This is a genomic window from Mucilaginibacter straminoryzae (genome assembly GCF_022953055.1).
Taxonomy (GTDB): Bacteria; Bacteroidota; Bacteroidia; order Sphingobacteriales; family Sphingobacteriaceae; genus Mucilaginibacter; species Mucilaginibacter straminoryzae.
The window spans coordinates 22863-45032 of record NZ_JALJEJ010000014.1 but is presented as its reverse complement, the minus strand read 5'-3'; the positions used below and the strand labels follow the sequence as shown (position 1 = coordinate 45032).

At 45.0% G+C, this 22170-nt stretch carries 20 protein-coding genes; 14 read left to right on the top strand and 6 right to left on the bottom strand.

Features of this window, described 5'->3' with window-relative positions; translation table 11 throughout:
- Positions 1-58: 58 nt before the first annotated feature.
- Entirely contained in the window at positions 59-2140 is a 2082-nt protein-coding gene (locus MUY27_RS19475; RefSeq protein ID WP_245132957.1) for a TonB-dependent receptor, read from the bottom strand.
- A 9-nt stretch (positions 2141-2149) separates the two neighbouring features.
- On the bottom strand, positions 2150-2671 hold the full coding sequence (locus MUY27_RS19470; protein ID WP_245132955.1) for an NADPH-dependent FMN reductase: 522 nt from the start codon (positions 2669-2671) through the stop codon (positions 2150-2152).
- A 156-nt stretch (positions 2672-2827) separates the two neighbouring features.
- On the opposite strand from MUY27_RS19470, the gene MUY27_RS19465 reads away from it, so the two are divergent.
- Genes MUY27_RS19465 through lepB form a run of 5 tightly spaced genes read left to right on the top strand, consistent with a single transcriptional unit; the run spans position 2828 to position 7128 of the window.
- On the top strand, positions 2828-3631 hold the full coding sequence (locus MUY27_RS19465) for a ParA family protein (RefSeq protein ID WP_245132953.1): 804 nt from the start codon (positions 2828-2830) through the stop codon (positions 3629-3631).
- Between the two features lie 7 nt (positions 3632-3638).
- Positions 3639-4562: a ParB/RepB/Spo0J family partition protein gene (locus MUY27_RS19460; RefSeq protein ID WP_245132951.1), complete on the top strand. Its 924-nt coding sequence runs from the start codon at positions 3639-3641 to the stop codon at positions 4560-4562.
- Positions 4563-4564: 2 nt separating this feature from the next.
- Positions 4565-5224 (top strand): DUF5683 domain-containing protein, encoded by a 660-nt coding sequence (locus tag MUY27_RS19455; RefSeq protein WP_245132950.1) that lies wholly within the window; start codon positions 4565-4567, stop codon positions 5222-5224.
- Between the two features lie 21 nt (positions 5225-5245).
- On the top strand, positions 5246-5995 hold the full coding sequence (dapB, locus tag MUY27_RS19450) for a 4-hydroxy-tetrahydrodipicolinate reductase (protein ID WP_245132948.1): 750 nt from the start codon (positions 5246-5248) through the stop codon (positions 5993-5995).
- A gap of 29 nt (positions 5996-6024) precedes the next feature.
- The gene (lepB, locus tag MUY27_RS19445; protein ID WP_245132943.1) at positions 6025-7128 is read left to right on the top strand and encodes a signal peptidase I; all 1104 of its coding nucleotides are present in this window, start codon (positions 6025-6027) and stop codon (positions 7126-7128) included.
- 330 nt (positions 7129-7458) lie between these two features.
- Here the strand turns inward: lepB and MUY27_RS19440 are convergent, their stop codons facing one another.
- A complete protein-coding gene (locus tag MUY27_RS19440; RefSeq protein ID WP_245133022.1) occupies positions 7459-8334 on the bottom strand; it encodes a transglutaminase-like domain-containing protein in 876 nt (291 codons plus the stop codon).
- Between the two features lie 31 nt (positions 8335-8365).
- Here MUY27_RS19440 and MUY27_RS19435 point away from each other — a divergent pair, with 31 nt between their 5' ends.
- Positions 8366-9151, top strand: coding sequence for an O-methyltransferase (locus MUY27_RS19435; RefSeq protein WP_245132940.1), 786 nt, complete (start codon positions 8366-8368; stop codon positions 9149-9151).
- A gap of 103 nt (positions 9152-9254) precedes the next feature.
- Here MUY27_RS19435 and MUY27_RS19430 read toward each other — a convergent pair whose 3' ends face one another.
- Both MUY27_RS19430 and MUY27_RS20600 read right to left on the bottom strand, forming a co-directional pair.
- A complete protein-coding gene (locus MUY27_RS19430) occupies positions 9255-10400 on the bottom strand; it encodes a BamA/TamA family outer membrane protein (protein WP_245132937.1) in 1146 nt (381 codons plus the stop codon).
- A gap of 154 nt (positions 10401-10554) precedes the next feature.
- A complete protein-coding gene (locus MUY27_RS20600) occupies positions 10555-10683 on the bottom strand; it encodes a hypothetical protein (protein ID WP_262918363.1) in 129 nt (42 codons plus the stop codon).
- A 190-nt stretch (positions 10684-10873) separates the two neighbouring features.
- Between MUY27_RS20600 and mnmL the strand changes: the two genes are divergently transcribed.
- From mnmL to ettA, 8 genes are all read left to right on the top strand, one after another.
- Positions 10874-11818, top strand: a complete 945-nt coding sequence (gene mnmL / locus MUY27_RS19425; RefSeq protein WP_245132935.1) for a tRNA modification radical SAM protein MnmL/YtqA — start codon at positions 10874-10876, stop codon at positions 11816-11818.
- A gap of 77 nt (positions 11819-11895) precedes the next feature.
- Entirely contained in the window at positions 11896-13098 is a 1203-nt protein-coding gene (locus MUY27_RS19420; protein ID WP_245132933.1) for an acyltransferase family protein, read from the top strand.
- Between the two features lie 26 nt (positions 13099-13124).
- Positions 13125-13979, top strand: a complete 855-nt coding sequence (locus MUY27_RS19415) for a hypothetical protein (RefSeq protein ID WP_245132931.1) — start codon at positions 13125-13127, stop codon at positions 13977-13979.
- Positions 13980-13992: 13 nt separating this feature from the next.
- Positions 13993-15324, top strand: a complete 1332-nt coding sequence (locus tag MUY27_RS19410) for an acetylxylan esterase (RefSeq protein WP_245132929.1) — start codon at positions 13993-13995, stop codon at positions 15322-15324.
- Positions 15325-15377: 53 nt separating this feature from the next.
- A complete protein-coding gene (locus MUY27_RS19405; protein ID WP_245132927.1) occupies positions 15378-16643 on the top strand; it encodes an acetylxylan esterase in 1266 nt (421 codons plus the stop codon).
- A 66-nt stretch (positions 16644-16709) separates the two neighbouring features.
- Positions 16710-17996 (top strand): acetylxylan esterase, encoded by a 1287-nt coding sequence (locus MUY27_RS19400; RefSeq protein WP_245132925.1) that lies wholly within the window; start codon positions 16710-16712, stop codon positions 17994-17996.
- 150 nt (positions 17997-18146) lie between these two features.
- The gene (locus MUY27_RS19395; RefSeq protein WP_245132923.1) at positions 18147-19346 is read left to right on the top strand and encodes a family 1 glycosylhydrolase; all 1200 of its coding nucleotides are present in this window, start codon (positions 18147-18149) and stop codon (positions 19344-19346) included.
- Between the two features lie 554 nt (positions 19347-19900).
- Entirely contained in the window at positions 19901-21583 is a 1683-nt protein-coding gene (gene ettA / locus MUY27_RS19390; protein WP_245132922.1) for an energy-dependent translational throttle protein EttA, read from the top strand.
- Between the two features lie 59 nt (positions 21584-21642).
- Here ettA and MUY27_RS19385 read toward each other — a convergent pair whose 3' ends face one another.
- The gene (locus tag MUY27_RS19385; RefSeq protein WP_245132920.1) at positions 21643-21978 is read right to left on the bottom strand and encodes a DUF805 domain-containing protein; all 336 of its coding nucleotides are present in this window, start codon (positions 21976-21978) and stop codon (positions 21643-21645) included.
- Positions 21979-22170: the final 192 nt, after the last annotated feature.

The window sequence follows — 22170 nt, the reverse complement described above, 5'->3', positions numbered from 1 at the left end:
AACGTAATCAGGCGAAGAAGATCCCTCGCTACTCTCGGGATGACACCATTTGGGAATCCTAAAACCTCACATTAAAACCCGCGTAATAATTCCGCAACGGTGCAGGATTATAATACCGGTTTCCAACTGCATTTAAATCATTACCCAGGCTATAATGTCTATTCAATAAATTATCACCGCCGACATAAATCTCTACCCGGTATTTCTTACCTGACAAGCAAGTCCACATCAGTTTGGCTTGTAAAAGATGGTAGCCGGAGGCAAAAGCGCTGTTAGCATCGTTAAGCGGTAGTTTAGCCGTATAGTTGTATTGCAAAAAGGTGCTTATCCGTTCCGGGAATAAGAATTGCACGCTGCTAATGCTGGTGGTGCGTGGTACACCCGTCAGCCTGTTATTGCTATAATTATTTCCGCCCACGTTATAACTGCCAAACTTAAAAGGGCTATACGTAAAAGCCTCGTTTAACTGTAATCCCCGGATGAAAGTGGTACTGTTTTGTGGTAGCACCCAGTACGTGCCGTAAAATTCAAATCCCGGCTGGCGTGTAGTCCCGGCGTTCACGTAGTATTCCGTTTCATCGGGGTGAAGCTGGCGAACAATGGCATCGTTCACCCGGTAATAAAATACAGAGGCATCAAATAAAAAGCGGTCATAAGCGTCACGCAGGCGAAAACCAGTTTCATAATTGGTGCCTGTTTGTGCGTTCAGGTCTGTGTTGATCACATTGTCTGTGGGCCTCACTTCTGCGGTGGTAGGGGTAGAGTAACCGCGACTAACCGATGTCCGCCAGATAAAATTCTGCGTGATCTGGTACGATAGTGCCACACGCGGCATCAATTCGGGCGAAAAATCACGATTGGTAAAATTGATCTGCCTGATAGGATAGTTGTTCTGGAAACGATAGCTGTAATAATTAAGGCTAAGCGCCGCCTCTGCATACAGGTTTTTCAAAATGGTGGCCGTGTACCGCGCAAAGAAAACGTGCTGATCGGTGTTAACTTCATCCAGGGTCTGCGGGTTTCCTTTTACACCCGCCAGGTTATCGTAGTTGTTGATGTCTGAATACGTTTTCTGCCACTCTAAGCCCACGTTTACTTTCCAATTTAACGGGTTTTCTTTTGCGGCATTCCATTCCAGGTAGGTGCGCAAGCCCAGGCTGTTTTCTTTTCGCTGTTCGTAGTTGGTAATAAACGGATTGGCGAAATCTACATGGTTTCCGAATACACTGATCACATGTTTCAGTCGGTTATTCAACTGGCTGGAATTAGAAATGCCTCCGTAAAGGATTTTGGTAGATATACCGATATTCTGCTGGATAGCGCTTGGCAGGGTAGCCGTTGCCGGTCGCGATGCCTGCGGATTATTGCGGTATTGGGCTAACGTTAAACCGCCCGGGGTCTGGTAATTTAGATCGCTGTAGAAGCTAAAAAACTTTAACTGGCTATTTGGCCGGTACTGCCACTGGTCGGCCACTTGCAGGTAAGTGCGCCGCATATAGCTATGATCGCGGTAGCCGTCATAGCTTTGAAAGGCCTGGTTAATGCTCAATAAGTTATTATTGAACTTTTGCTGAACCGCAGCTTGCTGATGAAGCAAACCGTACGAGCCGCCGTTTAACCCGAAGCTATAGCCGGTGCTATCTTTAATTGGAGGTACGGCGTTAATGACAACCACACCGCCAGAGTTTGCGCCAAACAGGCTGCCATCTGGCCCTTTAAGAATTTCCAATCCCTTAACGGCATTAAAGTCGATGGTGTTTAAATAAGTATTTCCACCAGCATCGGTCAAAGGAAATTCGTCCACATAAACCTTTACATCACGTACGCCAAACGGCGAGCGAAGCAGGCTCCCCCTAATCGAAAGCCGGTAGCTGCCGGGTGTGCGTTCCTCCATACGTACCCCTGCAACCGTATTCAGCGTGCTTACGAGCGAGAGTTCTGGCTGAAGCTTAATTTGCTGTTGGGTGATCACGCTGACCGAAGCCGGAACGTTAAGCATCGGCCTACGGTCAAGGTAGCCACGCACCTCTACAGTACCGAGGGTATGGGTTTGTTTGTCAGCTGTAGTATCTTTCGTTTGCGCTGATGCAAAAAGGTTAACTACCAGTAGTAGTGCTAAAAAAGTGAAACGTTTAATCATGGGGTAGCCTTAAACCTTTAAAAATCTTTCCAGCTGTTCGTCTACAAACCTGGTTGTATCTGGTTGCGTGAAATTCCCCTCTGCGTCTAAATCCTTATGCACTGCCGGGATATGGATACGGTTAGGGTGTACGTGTAGGTTAATGTAATTGCAAACGCCGGTAAAGTGTTCTACCCCGCGGATGTTGCCGTATTTGCCCGAGGATACGCCCACAAGCAGGGCTTTCTTGTCATAAAAACTTTGCGGAAAATCGCAGGCATCTATAAAAACTTTCAGCACGCCGGGGAAGCTGCCGTTATATTCAGGGATGATGAAAATGAACTTTTCGGTGTCGGTTACTAATTTCTGGATCGGCTTAAAGGCTTCGCTGCGGGCACCATACATATCAGTTTTAATTACATCATGCGGAAGGTCTATCAGCGACAGCAGTGTTGCTTCCACACCCTTTTCTGCCAGCTTTCGCTGATAATACCGGGCCACTTTTAACGTTGAACTTCCTGGCCTGTTAGTTGATGCAACTATGGTTATCATTTAAAGGATTGTTTGTAAGTTAGAGTACCGGAATCACGGGCTAATTGTTTAAATTTGTATCTTAGCCGCCGGTTTAAACAGAGCGAAATTATAAATATTTTATTTGTATTTCTGCCAGCTTCCCCGGTGTGTTTGTAGTTAAATTGATTATTGATAATGAGTAAGATTATTGCTTTGGCCAACCAAAAAGGCGGTGTAGGTAAAACCACGTCTTCTATTAACCTTGCGGCAAGTTTAGCTGTACTGGAATATAAAACCTTATTGGTCGATGCAGATCCGCAGGCCAACTCTACCTCGGGGATAGGGTATGATCCGCGTACCATAAAAAACAGCATTTACGAATGTATCATTAACCAGGTAGATCCGCACGAGGCCATCCAGAAGACTGATACCCCCAACCTCGACCTGCTACCGGCCCACATAGACCTGGTAGGTGCCGAGATTGAGATGATTAACCTGGAAGGCCGTGAGTACAAGATGAAGGAAGTGCTGGAGAAAGTAAATGCCGAGTATGATTTTATCATTATCGATTGTTCGCCTTCGCTTGGTTTAATTACCATTAATGCACTTACTGCTGCTAACTCGGTTATTATCCCGGTACAGTGCGAGTACTTTGCATTAGAGGGCTTAGGTAAGCTGCTAAATACGATAAAAATTGTGCAAAGCCGTCTGAATACCAAATTGGATATCGAAGGGATTTTGCTGACGATGTATGATGTTCGCCTGCGCCTTTCTAACCAGGTGGTAGAAGAAGTGCGTACGCACTTTGAAGACCTTGTTTTTGAAACCATTATCCAGCGCAATACCCGTTTAAGCGAAGCACCAAGTTTTGGTGTCTCTGTAATTATGCACGATGCGAATAGCAAAGGCGCTATTAATTATTTAAACCTGGCCCGCGAGATATTACGCAAAAATAACATTGTTAAAGAAGGAAGCCCGGTAACTACAGAAACGGTATAAGAAAAGAATGAGCGCAGACAAAAAAAGGGCTTTAGGGAAAGGATTAAGCGCCCTGCTTAATGATAGTGCAGACGTGATGCCGGCAAGGCAGACATCTAACGGGATGGTGAGCGATAGCAATGCTTCTTCATCACCAGCGAGTGGTATTTATGAAATTAATATTAATGAAATTGAAGTAAACCCGTTTCAGCCGCGGACAGAGTTTGATGAGGAAGCGCTGAAAGAGCTTTCAGAATCTATACGCTTGCAGGGGCTCATCCAGCCGATTACTGTTCGTAAAGCAGGTAACCATCATTACCAACTGATCTCTGGTGAGCGCCGGTTACGCGCGTCTAAACTGGCAGGTTTAAAGAATATTCCGGCTTACGTGCGTACCGCGAACGACCAGCAGATGCTGGAAATGGCGCTGATAGAAAATATCCAGCGCGAAAACCTGAATGCCATTGAGGTGGCCCTAAGTTTTCAGCGGATGATAGACGAATGTAATCTGAAGCAGGACGAACTGGGCGAGCGTGTAAGCAAAAACCGTTCGACCGTTACCAATTATCTTCGTTTACTAAAGTTGCCGCCTGCGATTCAAGCTTCAATCCGCGACGGGCAGATCAGCATGGGGCATGCAAAAGCCCTGATCACAATAAATGATCCCGCCGCGCAGTTATATCTGCACCAGCAGATTATCGAGCAGGGTTTGTCTGTACGTAAGGTAGAAGAACTGGCGCGCGACCTGCAAAAGGCGTCAGAGAAAAAGGATAAAAAAGCGAAACCTGCAGAAGGGTTATCATTCCAGATGCAAAAGATACAGGACGATCTGGCTTCTAAATTCAGTACCCGCGTGCAGATAAAGGTGAATGATAAGGGTAAAGGAGCAATCGAAATTCCTTTCCTCTCGCCTGACGACCTGCACCGAATCTTAGAAATGCTGGACTGGTAAATATGCGCACCTGGATTTTATGTTTACTTTTTGCTGCCCTTGAAACTAAAGCTATCGCTCAACGCGCAGATACGGTTACTACGAAGAACCGCCGCGACAGCCTGACAAGGGTAAGTGATTCGTTAAAGTCTAAGCCTTTCCGGCCGACGGCAAAAGTTAAAAGAAGTAACCTGCGCTTTCAGCCGGATAGCACCCACAGCCCCCATAAAGCGGTGATGCGCTCGCTGATCTTACCGGGTTGGGGGCAGGTTTATAACCGCGAATGGTATTATGTGCCGGTTTATTATACCGGCTTTGTACTGCTGGGCCTTGCAATAGAATTCAACAACCGTTATTATCATAAATATCTTAACGAAGCTCGTTTGCAGCAATCTGGGCAGCCCGCCTCAGCAGAGTTTAAGAACTACACGGGTGGTTACCAGCAGTTTTTTGATGCCGCCGCCGCCAATCAGCGTAACTTTCAATTAAGTATTTTAGGTGTTGTTGGGGTATGGGGAATTAATTGCGTTCATGCTTACATCAGTGCGAAATTCATCCATTCCTACAGCATAGATAACAACCTGTCTATCCGGGTTACACCTGATTTGATTCAGCAACCCGTTTACGCACTTAATTACGGAACCTTTACACCGGGCGTTAGAATAACCATGGCGCTTAAATAAGAAATTTAAAATTATCACTAAATGAAAATCGCTTTATCTGGTTACGGCAAAATGGGTAAGATCATCGAGAAGATGGCCCTTGACCGTAAGCATGAAATCGTACTGATCATTGATCAGGATAACCAACATGAAATGACGCCCGAAAATTTGCGCCAGGCAGATGTGGTGATCGAGTTCAGCACGCCTCATTCTGTTTTAGCTAACATTCAGAAATGTTTTGAGGCTGGTGTCCCGGTGGTGGTAGGTACTACCGGTTGGTACGAACAGATGGAGCAGATTAAGCAGCAATGCCTGGATAACGGCAATGCATTTTTATGGGCATCAAACTTTAGTGTGGGAGTAAATATCTTCTTCCATGTAAATAAAATGCTGGCGAAGATCATGAACCGCTACCCGTATTACGAGGTGCAGGTAGAAGAGATCCACCATACCCAAAAGTTGGACGCGCCAAGTGGTACAGCAATTACCATTGCCGAGGGGATTTTAGATAACCTGGAGAATAAGAAAGGCTGGAAGAATGTACTTACCAATGATGGTGCCGAAGAGCCTTATACCGTAAAACCAGATGAACTGCTGATTGAATCCTTAAGGATTGAAAACGTACCCGGCACGCATACCGTAGTTTATGATTCTGAGGTTGATAGCATAGAGTTTAAGCATACTGCGCATAACCGTAACGGTTTTGCGCTTGGCGCGGTACTGGCTGCCGAGTGGCTGCAGGGCAAGCAAGGCTTTTATTCGGCCCAGGACATGTTTAACTTTAACGTTTAATAATTATCTTGCCCGCCAATAAGTAAAAAATGAACTGGAAATTCTGGAGAAGAAAAGATAAAGAAGGCAAAAAGAAGAGCGCTACCCGTGAATGGGTGGACGCCATTGTTTTCGCCGTAATTGCCGCTACTTTAATCCGTACGCTATTTATTGAAGCGTATACCATCCCCACACCTTCAATGGAAAGCTCGCTGCTGGTTGGCGATTTTTTGTTTGTAAGTAAGGTGAACTACGGCGCACGTACACCGATGACACCCGTAGCTTTCCCATTTGCGCATCACACCATGCCGCTGATCGGTACAAAAGCATACTGGGACGGTATCAAGCTGCCCTATTATCGTTTGCCGGGATTAAGTGAAGTGAAAAAAGGTGACGTAGTGGTATTTAACTACCCAATGGAGGCCGATTCGCCGTTTTATCGCCCCGTTGATAAGCGTGAAAATTACATCAAACGATGTCAGGGTACACCCGGCGATACGCTATCTCTTGCAGATGCGCAGGTGTTTGTAAATGGTAAAGCAGCACCAAACCCGCCAGCAGGTCAGACTTCGTACATGGTGCAGACCAATGGCATGGAGATCAATCCTGAAATTGCTACCGAACTCCATTTGTCTGACATTCAGCAGATGACCAATACCGATTATATTATGAATATGACGGCACAGTCTGCAGCTACGCTGAAAACCTATTCTAATATTAAGTCCATCAAACCCAATAATGAGCTGAAGGGCGTGACCAACCTGGAGGTGTTCCCGCATGACGCACGTTACAAATGGAACGTAGATAACTACGGCCCGATCATTATCCCTAAAAAAGGCTGGACCGTAACTTTAGATACCCTGAACTTGCCGCTATACCGCCGAGCAATTGAGGTATATGAGAATAATAAGATAGCCGTAAATGGTGCAGATATCACCATCAACGGGCAGAAGACCAATAAGTATACCTTTAAAATGAACTACTATTGGATGATGGGCGATAACCGTCATAACTCTTTAGACTCGCGTTTCTGGGGTTTTGTGCCGGAAGACCATATCGTAGGTAAGGCGTTATTTATCTGGATGAGCTGGGACGATAATGCTTCTTTCATTCACAAGATCCGCTGGAGCCGCTTATTCAGGGGGATTCATTAAATTCTGAAATATAATATACGATCAAAGCCCTTTCTGAAAAGCAAGGGCTTTTTCCGTTATAGAAGTAGGTATTTAATGTTGTTATCGCGCGCAAGTGGATTAGTGTAGCGTTCGGACCGTGCGATTCCTTCCCTTGGGAAGGAGCAGGAAGGGGTATGACAAATAACACCCCTAACATCCAAATAAAGTAACTACCTATCTAGATATCTATCGCGCGCATTTGCAATGCGTGCGTAACAGTTAAGAACGATTGAATCGTTCATTATTTTCTGCACGCGTTATAAACGCGCGCAAGTGGTAGGCTAGCGACTGCTAAGGTTATGCCGTTAATTACAAATCATCACTGCTATCGTTCACTATCTCCAATAGTTCCCGCAGTTCTGAAACCTTTTCGGTTGAGCCTAACTGCTCATATGCGCTAATGAGATTACGCAATATGCGGCGGATGATATCTGCATTGGAGCAGGGTTCGTAAAACTGCTTCTCTGCCTGCAGGTTTAGCTGCTTTAAAAACAGATCTACATCGCGCCGACCGAAGATAAATCCCTTATTAAATGCATTGATATAAAATAGGATACCGCTTTCAAATTCACTTTCCTGGCTTTCGTCGAGATAAGCAAGGATAAAGTGTTGTGGCAGGTTAACACCGTAGACTGGGATATCCAGCTTTTGTGCAATGATCGAGTAGATAATGGCCAGCGAGATCTGGTTACCCTTTCGCGATTCCAGCACCTGGCTCAGGTAGCTATTTTGCGGGTCCTGGTGATTGGTCTTATTGCCGGCGAAACCATAAACATTATAAAAAATATGGTTCATCAGTTTAATCTGCTCCACCGGACTGGTTTCATAATGCATCTGCATCCACACCTCACGCTTGATGTCTTCGATCTGGTTAATCACCTTTTGCTCGTCCAGGTCGGGATATTGGTATTTATTAATAATCAGGACGCCCTGTAGCAAGTCGAATCCTCCGCTCTGATACCATAAAGCCAGATCGTTTTTTACGATACCGAACTGGATCTCATGGACAATATCGGCTATCCTTTCCTGAAGGATCGGGTCAAAGGCTTGTTCCCAGGCCGACTCCAGGTGATCGACAGCCTCGCCGCCGTAGGATAGCAGCTTATCATGCACATGGCTGTATATTTCCTGGTCGGGATCGTCTAATAGTTTAATTAAGGAGTTTATTTCTGTCGGGTTTATCATTTCTGCTAATCCTTTGTATAATTTTACAGCCATGTTGAGATGGCAATTCGCGAAAGATTACCTGCTGCACCGGTTCAGCGCAAAAAACAGGCATGGCTTGCATTCGCCATTTGTTTACCGGCTGGTTGATGAAGTAATTTACGACTTTAGCCCGAAAAAAGTATACACCGAAGTTGAAAATCTAAGAAATCAACTTCTGAATGACGATCGCACCATCACCGTAACCGATCTGGGCGCCGGTTCACATGTAAATAATAACAAGCAGAAGCAAGTTAAGCAGATTGCTAAAAACGCATTAAAACCGCCAAAGCTGGCGCAGCTGATTTACCGATTAGCCGCAGATCTTCAGCCAAAGACAATCATTGAATTAGGTACCTGTTTAGGTACTACTTCGCTTTATTTACAAAAGGCTGCGCCTGAAGCAAAGGTATATACGATGGAAGGTTGCCCGCAAACCGCCGCGGTAGCAGCAGAGGGTTTTAGAAAGTCAGGCGGAGAAAGCATCGAACTGATTACCGGCAATTTTAACGATACGCTGCCCGGTTTGATTAACAGCCTGCCGCAGCTCGATTTTGTGTACGTAGATGGTAACCATCAGCGCGACGCGACACTAAACTATTTCAACTGGTGCCTGCCAAAGGTACATGAGAATGCGCTGCTCATCTTCGATGATATTTACTGGAGCGAGGGAATGAAAGAGGCCTGGGCAGAAATTAAAGCACACCCGCAGGTAACCGTTACGGTCGACTTATTCTGGATTGGCTTAGTTTACTTCCGCAAAGGGCAAGTAAAAGAAGATTTTAAGATTAAGGTTTGAGCCCCTCCCAACCCTCCCCGAAAGGGAGGGCTACCCGGAATTTGTTTTAATGCTTTCTCATCTTCAAATTTTCAAATCATCAAATTGAAGTAACTTCACATCATTAGAACGATTCTCCCAAGCCCAGATACAATCCGCTTTGGCGTTTTTCACCGGGGCGCTTTTCGCCGAAGCCATAGTCCACGCGCATGCTTAGGCCTTTTTCCACGTCAAAGAAGTAACGGACACCGCCACCGTAGTTGGGTTTAAGATCGTTAAAGCTGAAAGAGTTATTGAATACCGCTCCCGTTCCTACAAAACCATTTAGGCCAAAACGATCGCTTAGCCGGTAGCGCAATTCAGTTTGCCCGGCAACAAGGTTCCGGTCGCGGTAACGGCCGTTGTAATAGCCGCGCATCATCTCGTCGTTACCAAGGGTAGGCATCAGGTAAAATGGCGAGCGGCCACCAGTCAGGTTTTGGTCCTGAATATCCAGTCCGAGTACAAACTTTTTACTAAGCGAAAAAAACTGCGAATATTCAATATTGAAGAAGCCACCCCGGTAGCTGTTGTTACCAAACATACCCTGCATCAGGTTGTAATAGCTAGTAATAATCATCCCGCTGGTGGTGTAGGTGTTATTGTTGCGGCTATCGTAAATAAAATTTGGCGCGGCGTAAATGGTGCTGCCACCAGTGCGGTCTTCTACCCGCGGGTCTGATGTAAAAATGCCGCCCGTTTCATGGTCGTGGAAACTGTAGTTGAACCCACCGAGCGTTAAGCCGGCATAAATGTATTTGCCGAATCGTTTTTCGGTTTCGAAGCTCAGCCTGAAACGTTTTTGCCCCAGTTTGTCTTCATTAGCTTTTAGAGTGTTGTTGCCGATGCCATAAAAATTTGCAGGGAAGTTGATAAAGCTGACGGCAGCTGTATAGTGCCACTTGTTTTGCGGCGTCCAGTAGCTGCTGCTCAGGCTCAGGCGCTCCTGGCCTTTGGTGGTAATAGTAGCATAACCGAAAACATTGGACACACGGGTGCCTTTATTTAACGTATCGGTATAGAAGGAATATAATACAGATCCCCCGACTTCGATGCCGGTTTCAGGTGCAGAGCCCAATACCGGTAAAGGGAAAACACTGCTGCGTTTGCTGCTGTCTTTTTCGAACAACATGCGGCGTATAAAACGAGGGGTAAATTTTGGTAGCCAGGTTTGTGCAAGCGCCGGTGTGAAAGGGCTGAGCAGTAAAACCAGGAGCAATAACTTCTTCATGGATGCGGTTGATGCGCAAAGAAAGCAAAATTTAGCCTAAAAACCGGGTAGCGGAAATTGAACATCCGTTAACAACAAGGGGAATGCTGCTTTGCATTCCCCTTGTCGTAAAATCAGATATAAAGATTCAGCAATCGCTGCTGTAATGTTTTAACTACTTGTGGCTCTTTGATGATGAGCTTGATTTGTTGTGACTTTTGTTTTCAGACTTTTTCTCGTCTTTGTTGTCCATCATCTTTTTGTTGTTTTCCTTGCCATGATTGGCGTTTTTAGTAGTTGCCATAACTGTAATAATTAAGTTAATAATCGGTTAATTAACTATTATTTAACTTTTGTAACTTGTAAAGGTTTGCAAAAAGCTATTCATTTTAGGAGTAACCGGAAGATGGGAGCAGGCTGACAATCCTTCACAAAAGCCACGATAATAAACTTTATCTTTGCAGTTAGGATAAACATCAGTACAGACAGCAAAAGTGGAACAAGTAACAGCAGAACAGGGTTTTAAGAACTACAACAATTACGGCGCATGGTTGCGGAAAAAATATAACGGTCAGCGTGTTTTTAAAGTAATTGTTGATGGCGGCTTTACCTGCCCCAACCGTGACGGATCTAAAGGTTACGGCGGCTGTACGTATTGCAATGTGGATTCTTTTACGCCTTCAGTATCGCGTAAAAACCCTTCCCTGCGCGAACAGGTGATTCAGGGTATGGAACGTGCCAGGAAGGGTAATAAAGCAGATAAGTTCATTATCTATTTTCAGCCTAATACCAATACCTATGCGCCAACGCATTATCTGAAGATGCTGTATGACGAAGCGCTGAGCATTAACACCGAAGATATCGTCGGCCTTTCTGTAGGTACCCGCCCGGATTGTATCGATGCAGAAAAGATCGCTTTGCTGGAAAGTTATACAGATCGTTTTGATGTCGACCTGGAAATGGGGATGGAATCGATTTATAATGATACCTTGAACCAGATTAACCGCGGATGCTCGCACGAGGATTTGTTGAGAGCTTTAGAACTGACTAAAAACAGTAAGCTTGACACCTGCGTGCATACCATTTTTGGTTTCCCCTGGGAGACAAAAGAGATGATGCTGCGCTATGCAGATGAAATTAATCGCCACGAACAGATCAAGTTTGTGAAATTCCATCACCTCCATATTGTAGAAGGATCGGTAATGGGCGTTAAATACAAGCGCGAGCCGTTTAAGCTCTTCAGCCTGGAAGAGTATGCCGATTTTCTTTGCGAACTGCTGCCCTTTGTGCGCCCGGATGTGGTGATCCAGCGCCTGTTCGGTATATCTGATTGGGATTTATTAATTGCACCTAACTGGGGATTAAAAAAATCCGAAATCCAGTATTTCATAGACAAACGTATTGCCGACCGCGGCGTTATACAAGGCTCTGCCCTGTAATTTTTAACGTTTGGTAAATAGTTTGTATCTTTTCAGGATAAAAAGTAATTCTAATTATTTTTAAATCTATCACTGTTTTGTCCCAAAAGTCTTTACAGAACTATATACCTGCGCTAACCGGGGTACGTGCATTAGCTGCTTACCTGGTTTTCATCTCGCATTATGAGTATGCGTTTGATGAGAATTTTCCCCAACTTGTGAAAAGATATCTACAAGAGTTTCACATCGGCGTGACGATATTCTTCGTGCTCTCCGGGTTTCTGATTGCATTCAGGTATTATAATAATTTTCATTTAACGAAAGGCTGGTTTAAGCAATACTTAAAGAACCGGGTGGCGCGGATTTACCCCATGTACTTTCTGCTCACTATCGGCGCATTTGTGTACTATTACTTTACGGGTGATAAAACCATTACAGCAGGCTTTCCCTATCCGTTTACATTGCTGCTAATGAACATCACGTTTGTTCGCGGTTTCTTTGATAGCCTACGCTTTACAGGCATTGCGCAGGGGTGGTCTTTAACGGTAGAAGAGTGTTTTTACTTCTCGGCGCCTTTTATCTTCCTGATCGCAAAAAAATATAACAAGTTTTACATACAACCCTTGCTGATTACGGGTTTCGGTGCTTTGCTGGTGTTGATCTTCAGAAATGTAGACTGGTATGGCTTCTTCGGAAACTTCACCTTCATGATGGTGTATACCTTTCTTGGGCGATGTTTCGAGTTTTTTGTGGGTATTCAACTAGCTTTGCTGGTACATAAGCGTGGGTTACAGCGCACCAACAAGGTGCCGTTTACCTATATCGGTTTTATCTTAGTTCTGCTTTGCCCATTAGCAATGGCCATGCTACCGATTCCGAAAGGTTGGACAGCCGGCTTGCACCATCCGCTGGGCATCATCACCAACAACTATATCCTGGCAACATCAATCGTTTTGTTTTTCTATGGCTTGCTAAGTGAAACTACCATCTTGAAAAAGATCCTTTCTAATAAGTTTGTAGAATTGTTGGGCAAAAGCTCCTACATTTTTTACCTGATCCATCTGGGTTATATGTACCACTATATTCACGAAGGGATGAATACGTTGAACGATAAGGTATTTGAATGGTACGACAAGTGGGGGGTAGACTGGCATTCGCCTTTTGAGTATGATAACCTTAACTTATTGTATGCTTTTATCGTATTAAATGCAATTTCTATACTATTATTTAAAACCATTGAGGAGCCGTTAAATCATTACATACGGAAGTCGGATTTTTTAATAAAGAGCAGAAAAGCGTAATTTTAATTTAATAAAACCAGTTTTACATGCCAACCAAAAACATAAACCCTATCGTCGTAAAAATACTTGCCATAGTTTTCGTTAGCTGCACCTTCTTGGGCCAACAGGCGCATGCTGGTGCCTGGCCGGTTCGTCCGGGTAAGGTATTGGTTTCGCTTACGGGCAGCTATTTTAAAGCCAGCCGTTTGTGGGATCGCAAAGGGAAAAGTTCTGCCTATGCCGATAGCGGCTCTTTTAACTCTAAGGGGCTTTACCTGTACAGCGAAATTGGCGCTTCAAGGGTATTCACGGTGATTGTTTCCGTGCCCTATGTGTCTAACACGTATTCAGATACCCGCGGAAAATCTACCCAGTCCAGTTTTGGTGATGCCGAAGTAGGCGGACGTGTTTACCTGGCTAACATCAATTTTAAATTCTATTTTGCTATTCAGGGTACTGTGATTGTGCCTTTATATTCAGACTCGCCAACCCAGAACGTGGGTTACCAATCACTTGGTACCGACCTCAGACTGGTAGGTTCGGGCAGTGGTAGTCTTGGTGGGGACAAATCATGTTATTATACCATCGAGATCGGCGGCCGCCAGTACGCCACAGGTAACGGCCCGTTCCAGCTAAGGTCGACAGTGTCTTACGGTATCAACCTGGATAAAAAGGACCAACTTGCCTTCTCGGGTTCAGGCGTGTTGTCGCAAAGTTCTGATAAGGCTTTTCGTGGAAACCTTTCGCAGAATAAAGATTTCTCGTACGTGCAGGCTTCAATAAGTGCGGGCCGTAGTTTCACCAAGAATTTTTCGGTTTTCCTGGCCTATAATCAATTTGTAGTAGGTAGAAATACGGGTATCGGTTCCAATGTTTCGCTGTCGCTCATCAATAAGTTTTAACTACGGTTAAGTAATGTATAACGGTTATCTGAAGATATTCTATCAAACCCTATTTTTTATACTGATTGTAAGTTCGGCCCCGTCCTTTGCAAAAGAGGGTAAAAACGTTAAGAACACGACACAGGTCGAAGACGATGTGGTGTTCACGGCGGAACCGGAGAAAAAGGAAGCCATTTTTGAAAGCCACGAAAAAATCGTTTACAATGTAAACGTGAGGAATAATCTTGGCGAAGAGCAGGCGGGTAAGGTTGGTTATGTACTGCTCGACCTGCAGGATAAGGTGATCAAACAGGATGGGATAGATGTAAAGGTTGGCAAAAAAACAGATAAAAACTTTACATTAAAAATCCCTGCCCAGTCGCCCGGGTTTTACAAAGTACAATTAACCATTAACGTAACGGATTATGACGATACCATTCGCCGTGTAGTGGGTGTCGATCCTAAAAAGATTAAATCAGAAACTTCCAAGCCCGGAGATTTTGACCAGTTCTGGCAAAATGCACGCGATACGCTTGCGATGATCCCCATGGAGGCAAAAGTGATTCCTCAGCCTGCGCTTGATCGCGACAATTCTAACTGTTACCTGGTTGAGCTTAAATCATACGAGCATTATACTATCCGCGGGTGGCTAACCCTGCCGAAAGACCGTACCAAGCGCGAGAAGCTGCCAGTATGGTTCATTCTTCCGGGGTACGGGCCACGAGGCGTTAAACCCATCTACGGCGATGACCTCGCCATATTCTGCTTAAATGTGCGCGGTGTAGGCAATAGTAAGGATAAAATTAACCCTACAGAAGAAGGATATGTGACCACCAATATCGAAAACCGGTATAAGTACATTTACCGGGGTGTGATTATGGATTGTCTTCGCGGGCTGGATTTCATTGCCTCACGGCCGGATTTCGATCTTAATAATATCCTCTGCTCCGGCGCAAGTATGGGCGGTTACCTGGCTATTGCTACCAGCAGCCTGGACAAGCGGGTGAAACTATGTTCAGCCAACAACCCTGTTTTTAGTGATTACCGTTCGTTGATGGGCAGTAAAGAGTGGCCCATGAAAAGCTTTGTGAAATATACTTCGCAAAAGCGGATTCCACTGAGCCGGGTAATGAATAACCTGGATTATTATGACCTGAAGAACTTTGCGCCGAATATGAAATGTAAGTCGTTGGTGGGTATCGGCCTTTTAGATAATCTGGCCCCGCCTTACAACCAGTATGTGATGATCAACAGCCTGACGAATAAGAACAAGCTGTTTGTGTACCCTAACCTGGCGCACGAGGTTCCGGAACAGATCTACAAATATCTGAGTAATTGGATGATGGACGAATTTGGAATGTTTTAACTTAAGCAATGCCCTTAAATCATAGAACTATTTCTTGCTTAATATTTCTATATATGCTGTTATGCGGCGTGAGGGTTGATGCGCAGGTTTTTCACCAGGAGGATATGGAGGTTACCGCCCATCCTGAAGAAAAGAGCGGGTTGTTTGAAGGGGGCAAAAAGGTGGTATATCAAGTGGATATCAAGAATAACCTTGATGAACGCCAGAAGGGCAAACTGGGTTATACCATTATATCTGCACAAAACAAGGTGGTAAGCCAGGATGCAATTGATATCGATATCCGCAAGAAGACGTCTAAAAGCTATACCTTGTCCATGCCCTCGCAGTCTGCGGGTTTTTACAAGGTCAATTTTTCGGTTAACGTAACAGATTACGACGATACCGTTCGTAGGGCATTTGGCGTAAACGTTTCTAAAATTGCATCAGAAACAGCTAAACCAAGCGATTTTGACCAGTTCTGGAACAATGCCAAAGATACTTTAGCCCGGCAGCCGATGGAAGCGAAGGTGACGCTGCAACCTCATATGGAACAGAACGATATCAACTGTTACCTGGTCGAAATAAAGTCTTACGGAGGCGTAACGGTCCGCGGATGGCTTACCCTGCCCAAAGACAGGGGAAAGCGCGAACGCTTGCCGGTGTGGGTGATTTTTCCGGGCTATGGGCCTGAAGGGATCAAGCCAAATTTCGATTCGCCCAACCTGGCCGTTTTCTGTTTTAACTTTCGTGGCGTTGGCAACAGCCGAGACAAGATTGCGCCGACCAAGGATACCTACCTGATGTACGGGGCAGAGAACCGGTACAAGTATCTTTTCAGGGGCGTGATCATGGATTGCATCCGGGCGATTGACTTTGTAGCATCGCGGCCGGAAATTGATGCCAACAGTATCCTGGTTTCCGGCGCCAGTATGGGCGGCTATCTATCCCTGGTAACTGCAAGTTTGGATGAAAGGGTAACATTATGCTCGGCCAATAATCCCGTTTTTAGCGATTACCGAACCCTGCTTGAAGATAAAGAATGGCCTTTCCGGGACTATGTTACCAAGTTTTTGGTGCAGAAGCGTGTGCCTATAAAAAGGGTGATGGATAACATGGATTATTACGACCTAAAGAACTTCGTTTCGAAAATGAAGTGCCGTACGCTGATCGGGATGGGGTTATTGGATAACCTTTCGCCGCCCTATACGTTATACCAGGCAATCAATAATCTTAAAAATAAATATAAACTTTTTGTATACCCCGAACTGGCACACGAGGTGCCCAAAGAGAATTACGTGTATTTGAGCCATTGGATGATGGACGAGTTTGGGATCTTTTAATTTGGTGATAGCGACATGAAGGGCGTTTTATTATTTTTTTGTTTATGGCTTGCCGCGACATTAACAGTGTCAGCGAACAGCAACCGGGCAGATAAAAAAGCTCCGGTTGGAAAGTCTGTTTCCTTACTCGAAGATGATATTACCTTTGAAGCCGAGCCCGGCAAAAAAGATGCTTTGTTTGACGAGAACGAAAAGATAGTTTATAAAGTCAGCATTAGAAACAACACCCAGGATAAGCAAACCGGTAGCGTTGGGTACACCATCTTAAGTAATAATGGCGATAAAGTGATCAGCCAGAAATCTGTTGAGGTAACACTGAAAAAAGACGATTCGAAAAGCGTTACCTTATCCATGCCTGCCCAGGAAGCTGGTTTTTACAAGCTGAACCTCACCATCAACGTAACTGATTATGATGACACCATACGCCGGGTTTTTGGTGTAAGCCCTAAAAAGATAAGGTCTACCACAGAAAAACCTGCGGATTTTGATGTGTTTTGGCGCGATGCCCGTGATTCGCTTGCACGTGTTCCCATGGAAGCCAAGGTAACCCTGATGCCGAATATGGAAAAGGGGAATACCAGTTGTTACCTGGTCGAGATGAAGTCATACGACAACCTTCTGGTTCGCGGGTGGCTTACCATTGCAAAGAACCGCAAACCCGGTGATAAATTCCCCGTTTGGCTGGTGGTTCCCGGCTATGGCGGTACTGGGGTGAAACCAATTTATGGTTCTACAGAGCTCGCCGTTTTTGCATTTAACTGCCGCGGCCAGGGGAACAGTAAAGATAAGATTAACCCAACGAAAGAAGGGTACCTCACCACCGGGATCGAAAGCCGGTATAAGTACATCTATCGCGGGGCTATTATGGACTGTATCAGGGCAGTGGATTTTATTTTCTCCCGTCCCGAACTCGACTCTAAGAATATCATTATTTCCGGCGGAAGTATGGGTGGTTATCTGGCCATTGCAACGGCAAGTTTAGATAAGCGCATCAAATTATGCTCGGCCAATAACCCGGTATTTTGCAGCTACCGCGACCTGGTAGGTAACAAAGACTGGCCCATGAGCGATTTCATGAAGTACAGTAAAGCGCGCCGCCTGCCTTTAGAAAAGATCCTGAAAACGCTGGACTATTACGACCTGAAGTATTTCTCCCCAAACCTGACCTGCCCTTCACTAATCGGGATCAGTTTATTGGATAACCTGGCCCCGCCTTACAACGAATATGTAATGCTCAACAACATCAAGGCGAAGTATAAATTGTTTGTGTACCCTAACCTTGGGCACGAAGTGCCGCCACCGCTCTTTACTTACCTGAGTAACTGGATGATGGACGAGTTCGGCATGTTCTGACGTCCCGGGAATTCACAAGCTGGTTATTGTTAATTACAAATCTTTAAAACCTGCCCTTATTTTATCAGTTATACAAAAAACTAATTAAAAGTTAAATTTACTGGACCGTCCGGGTAAATTAACCTTGGTTTTTACTAAACTGATCATACGATGAGGAGCAAATTCATGTTTACCACCGGGATAGAAAATAGCTATCCCACCATAAATATTGATGGTAAGAAGTTTCGTGTAGACGAAATGGAAAAGACTTTTTTTTACGACCGCTGGAAAGAAGACTTTGCCTTGGTGAATGAAATGGGTATCGAGTTTTTACGCTACGGTCCACCATATTATCGTACGCATGTTGCACCCGGTACGTATGATTGGGAGTTTACCGACCAGACGATGCAAGAGCTTCGCGAGCGTAACATTACCCCTTTGATAGACCTTTGCCACTTTGGCGTTCCGGATTGGGTAGGCGATTTTCAGAACAAAGACTGGCCACACTATTTTGCCGAGTATGCGCGCGAATTTGCGCTACGCTACCCTGATGTAACGTTCTATACGCCTATCAATGAGATCTTTATCGCTGCTACTTTTTCTGCTTACTACGGCTGGTGGAATGAATGCCTGAGCAGCGATGCCTCTTTCGTAAATGCGTTGAATAATATTTGCAAGGCCAACGTAATGGCTATGCAGGAGATTTTGAAGGTAAACCCCGATGTTACTTTCATCCAAAGCGAATCATCCGAATATTTTCACCCCGAAGATCCTTCCTGCAGACCGCTTGCAGATTTTTTGAACGAGAAAAGGTTCCTCTCGCTCGATCTTTCTTACGGTCACCCTGTAAGCGTGAATATGTTTCGCTACCTGATGGACTATGGTATGTCTGAGGCAGATTACGATTGGTACCTGCACAATAAAGTGAGGGCGAAGTGCATTATGGGGAATGATTATTATGTAACGAATGAGCACTTAGTACACCCCGACGGTACAACTTCGGCATCGGGTGAAATCTTCGGCTACTACGTCATAACCCGGCAGTATTACAACCGTTACAGGTTACCGGTAATGCATACCGAGACTAACATTCTGGAACCGCATGCGGTTGACTGGCTAAAAAAGGGCTGGGCGAACCTCTACCGCTTTAAACAGGATGGCTTCCCGATCATCGGTTATACATGGTACAGCCTGATTGACCAGGTAGATTGGGACTCGGCCCTCCGTAACAATGCGGGCAATGTAAATGCCCTCGGCCTGTATGATATGGATAGGAAAATCCGCCCGGTTGGTGAGGCCTACAAACATCTGATAAACGTTTGGCGACCGATACTGGCAGAAGAAAGTTTCGGCCTGCAGATGTACCTGTAATGTTGAATTTCGGATTGATGATATATGCTGTAGAGACGCGATACTTCGCGTCTTTTTCGTATAGCCGTTAAATATTTGCGGACATAGCATGGAGGTCAGTTTGTTAATATCCCTGCAAGGATCGCCACACTCCTTCGGAGTTCGCGATGACAATATCAATAGAATTAGAAATAAGCGTGTGTCTTTGCGAGCGTAGCGCGGCAATCTCTTAATATTCAGTCATGCTGGTGTTGTTTACTAGGCTCACGAGAAATTTAATTGTTGCTAACAATACCAATAATGGCGTAAGAGAATCCCGTTATCGTCATTGCGATACGCCAACGGCGGAGAAGCAATCCCAAAGCGTGCAAAGCTTATTGGTGATTGCTTCGTTCCTCGCAATGACGTGACGAGCCTTACAGATGCTTCGATAAGCTTAGCATGACAACTTCTAAGGAGCCCTTATCATGCCTGAATCACCAAGAAGATGACAACATTATAAACGAATGAACATTGGAAGATGACTAATGACTATTGACCAATGATTATTTATATTTGAATCCTTAACTCGAACTATGTCTGACGAAAAGATCATATTCTCGATGGCAGGGGTAAGCAAAATTTACCCGCCACAGAAACAAGTATTAAAAAATATTTATCTCTCTTTCTTTTACGGTGCCAAGATCGGTGTGATCGGTTTAAACGGCTCCGGTAAGTCTTCATTACTGAAGATTATCGCCGGGCTGGATAAATCATTCCAGGGCGAAGTGGTATTCTCGCCAGGCTATTCGGTAGGTTACCTGGCGCAGGAGCCGGAGCTGGACCCGAACAAAACGGTGAAAGAAGTGGTGGAAGAAGGCGTTGCAGAGATTACCGCGATCCTGAAGGAGTATGAGGAGATTAACGAAAAATTTGGTCTGCCTGAATACTATGAGGATGCGGATGCCATGGAAAAGCTGATGAACCGCCAGGGAGAACTGCAGGACAAAATTGATGCCGTTAATGCCTGGGAGATTGATACCAAGCTGGAGCGCGCGATGGATGCACTGCGTTGCCCCGATCCCGATGCAAAAATAGCAGTGCTTTCGGGTGGTGAGCGCCGCCGTGTGGCTTTGTGCCGTCTGTTATTGCAGGAACCGGATGTGTTACTGCTGGACGAGCCTACCAACCACCTGGATGCGGAATCAATCGACTGGCTGGAGCAGCACCTGAAACAATATAAAGGAACTGTAATTGCCGTAACCCACGACCGTTACTTCCTGGATAATGTGGCCGGATGGATCCTGGAGCTTGACCGCGGTGAGGGTATTCCATGGAAAGGCAATTACTCTTCGTGGTTAGACCAGAAAGCGAAGCGTTTAGCGCAAGAAGAGAAAACCGAAAGCAAACGCCAGAAAACATTAGAGCGCGAGCTGGAGTGGGTACGTATGGCGCCTAAAGCCCGCCACGCAAAAGGTAAAGCCCGTTTGGCGAACTATGAAAAATTAGCCGCAGAGGAAGGTAAGGAGAAAGAAGATAAACTGGAACTGTTTATTCCGCCGGGCCCACGTTTGGGTAATGTGGTGATAGAAGCGACAAATATTACCAAAGCTTACGGCGATAAAGTACTGTTTGAAAACCTCACCTTCTCGCTACCACCTGCCGGTATCGTAGGTATTATCGGTCCGAATGGTGCGGGTAAAACTACGTTGTTCAGGTTAATTACGGGACAGGAAACACCTGATGCCGGTTCGTTCAGGGTAGGGGATACCGTTGCGTTGGGTTATGTAGACCAGATGCATGACGATCTTAACCCCGAGAAATCTGTTTGGGAAAACATTACCGACGGTTTGGATAACATGATGCTGGGTAACCGTAGTATTAACTCGCGTGCATATGTATCCAAGTTCAACTTTAACGGCGCAGATCAGCAGAAGAAGATCGGTGTATTGTCTGGCGGTGAGCGTAATCGTGTGCACCTGGCAATCACGCTGAAAAAGGGATCGAACGTCTTGTTGCTGGATGAGCCTACCAACGATATCGACGTGAACACCTTACGTGCTTTGGAAGAAGCGTTAGAGAACTTTGCCGGTTGCGCTGTAGTGATCAGTCACGACCGCTGGTTCCTCGACCGGATCTGTACGCACATCCTGGCGTTCGAAGGTGATTCGCAAGTATATTTCTTTGAAGGTAATTACAGCGATTACGAAGAGAACCGTAAGAAACGTTTGGGTGATGTAGCGCCTAAACGGATCAGGTATAAAAAACTGGTAGGATAAATCAAATGCAAAAATGGCCATTTAGTACAGTGGCCATTTTTGTTTAATGTCTTAATTTTTTAAGCGACAGCAACTGGGTTTTCAAAACCATTACCCACACCTTTAGGGTTAGGGCCGTACTTATTGATACCTGGCTGGCTACCTGCAAAAAGCAACCATAAAACATAGAACGGAATGAATTGATACCAGCCGGAATTGCCCAAGTCATGACAACGCTTGGCATTTTGCGCAATGCCAAACCAAAGCATGGCAGGCACAGCTAATAGCCACGCTGGAGAACCGCCGGAGAAAACTGCCATAATTGCAAATACAATAACAGCTGCATAAACAAAAAAAGAAAGGAAATACTCGGTGCGGCGGATACGTCCTTTGGTGGAGAAAGGTTTTTTAAACATTGTGTTTATATTTAAGGTTTACATAAAGTTAAACCTTTATTTTATAATTCCAAAAATTTTAGCAAAACTTTTTTTTAGTAAATCTTTTGCGATATGTGGAAAAAAACGAATTATAAAATGAAACTACCTTTGTCTTTTTGTTTTTTAGAAAGTAGGGACGAACCACATTTTTAAGGCTGTGGCTCTCATAGA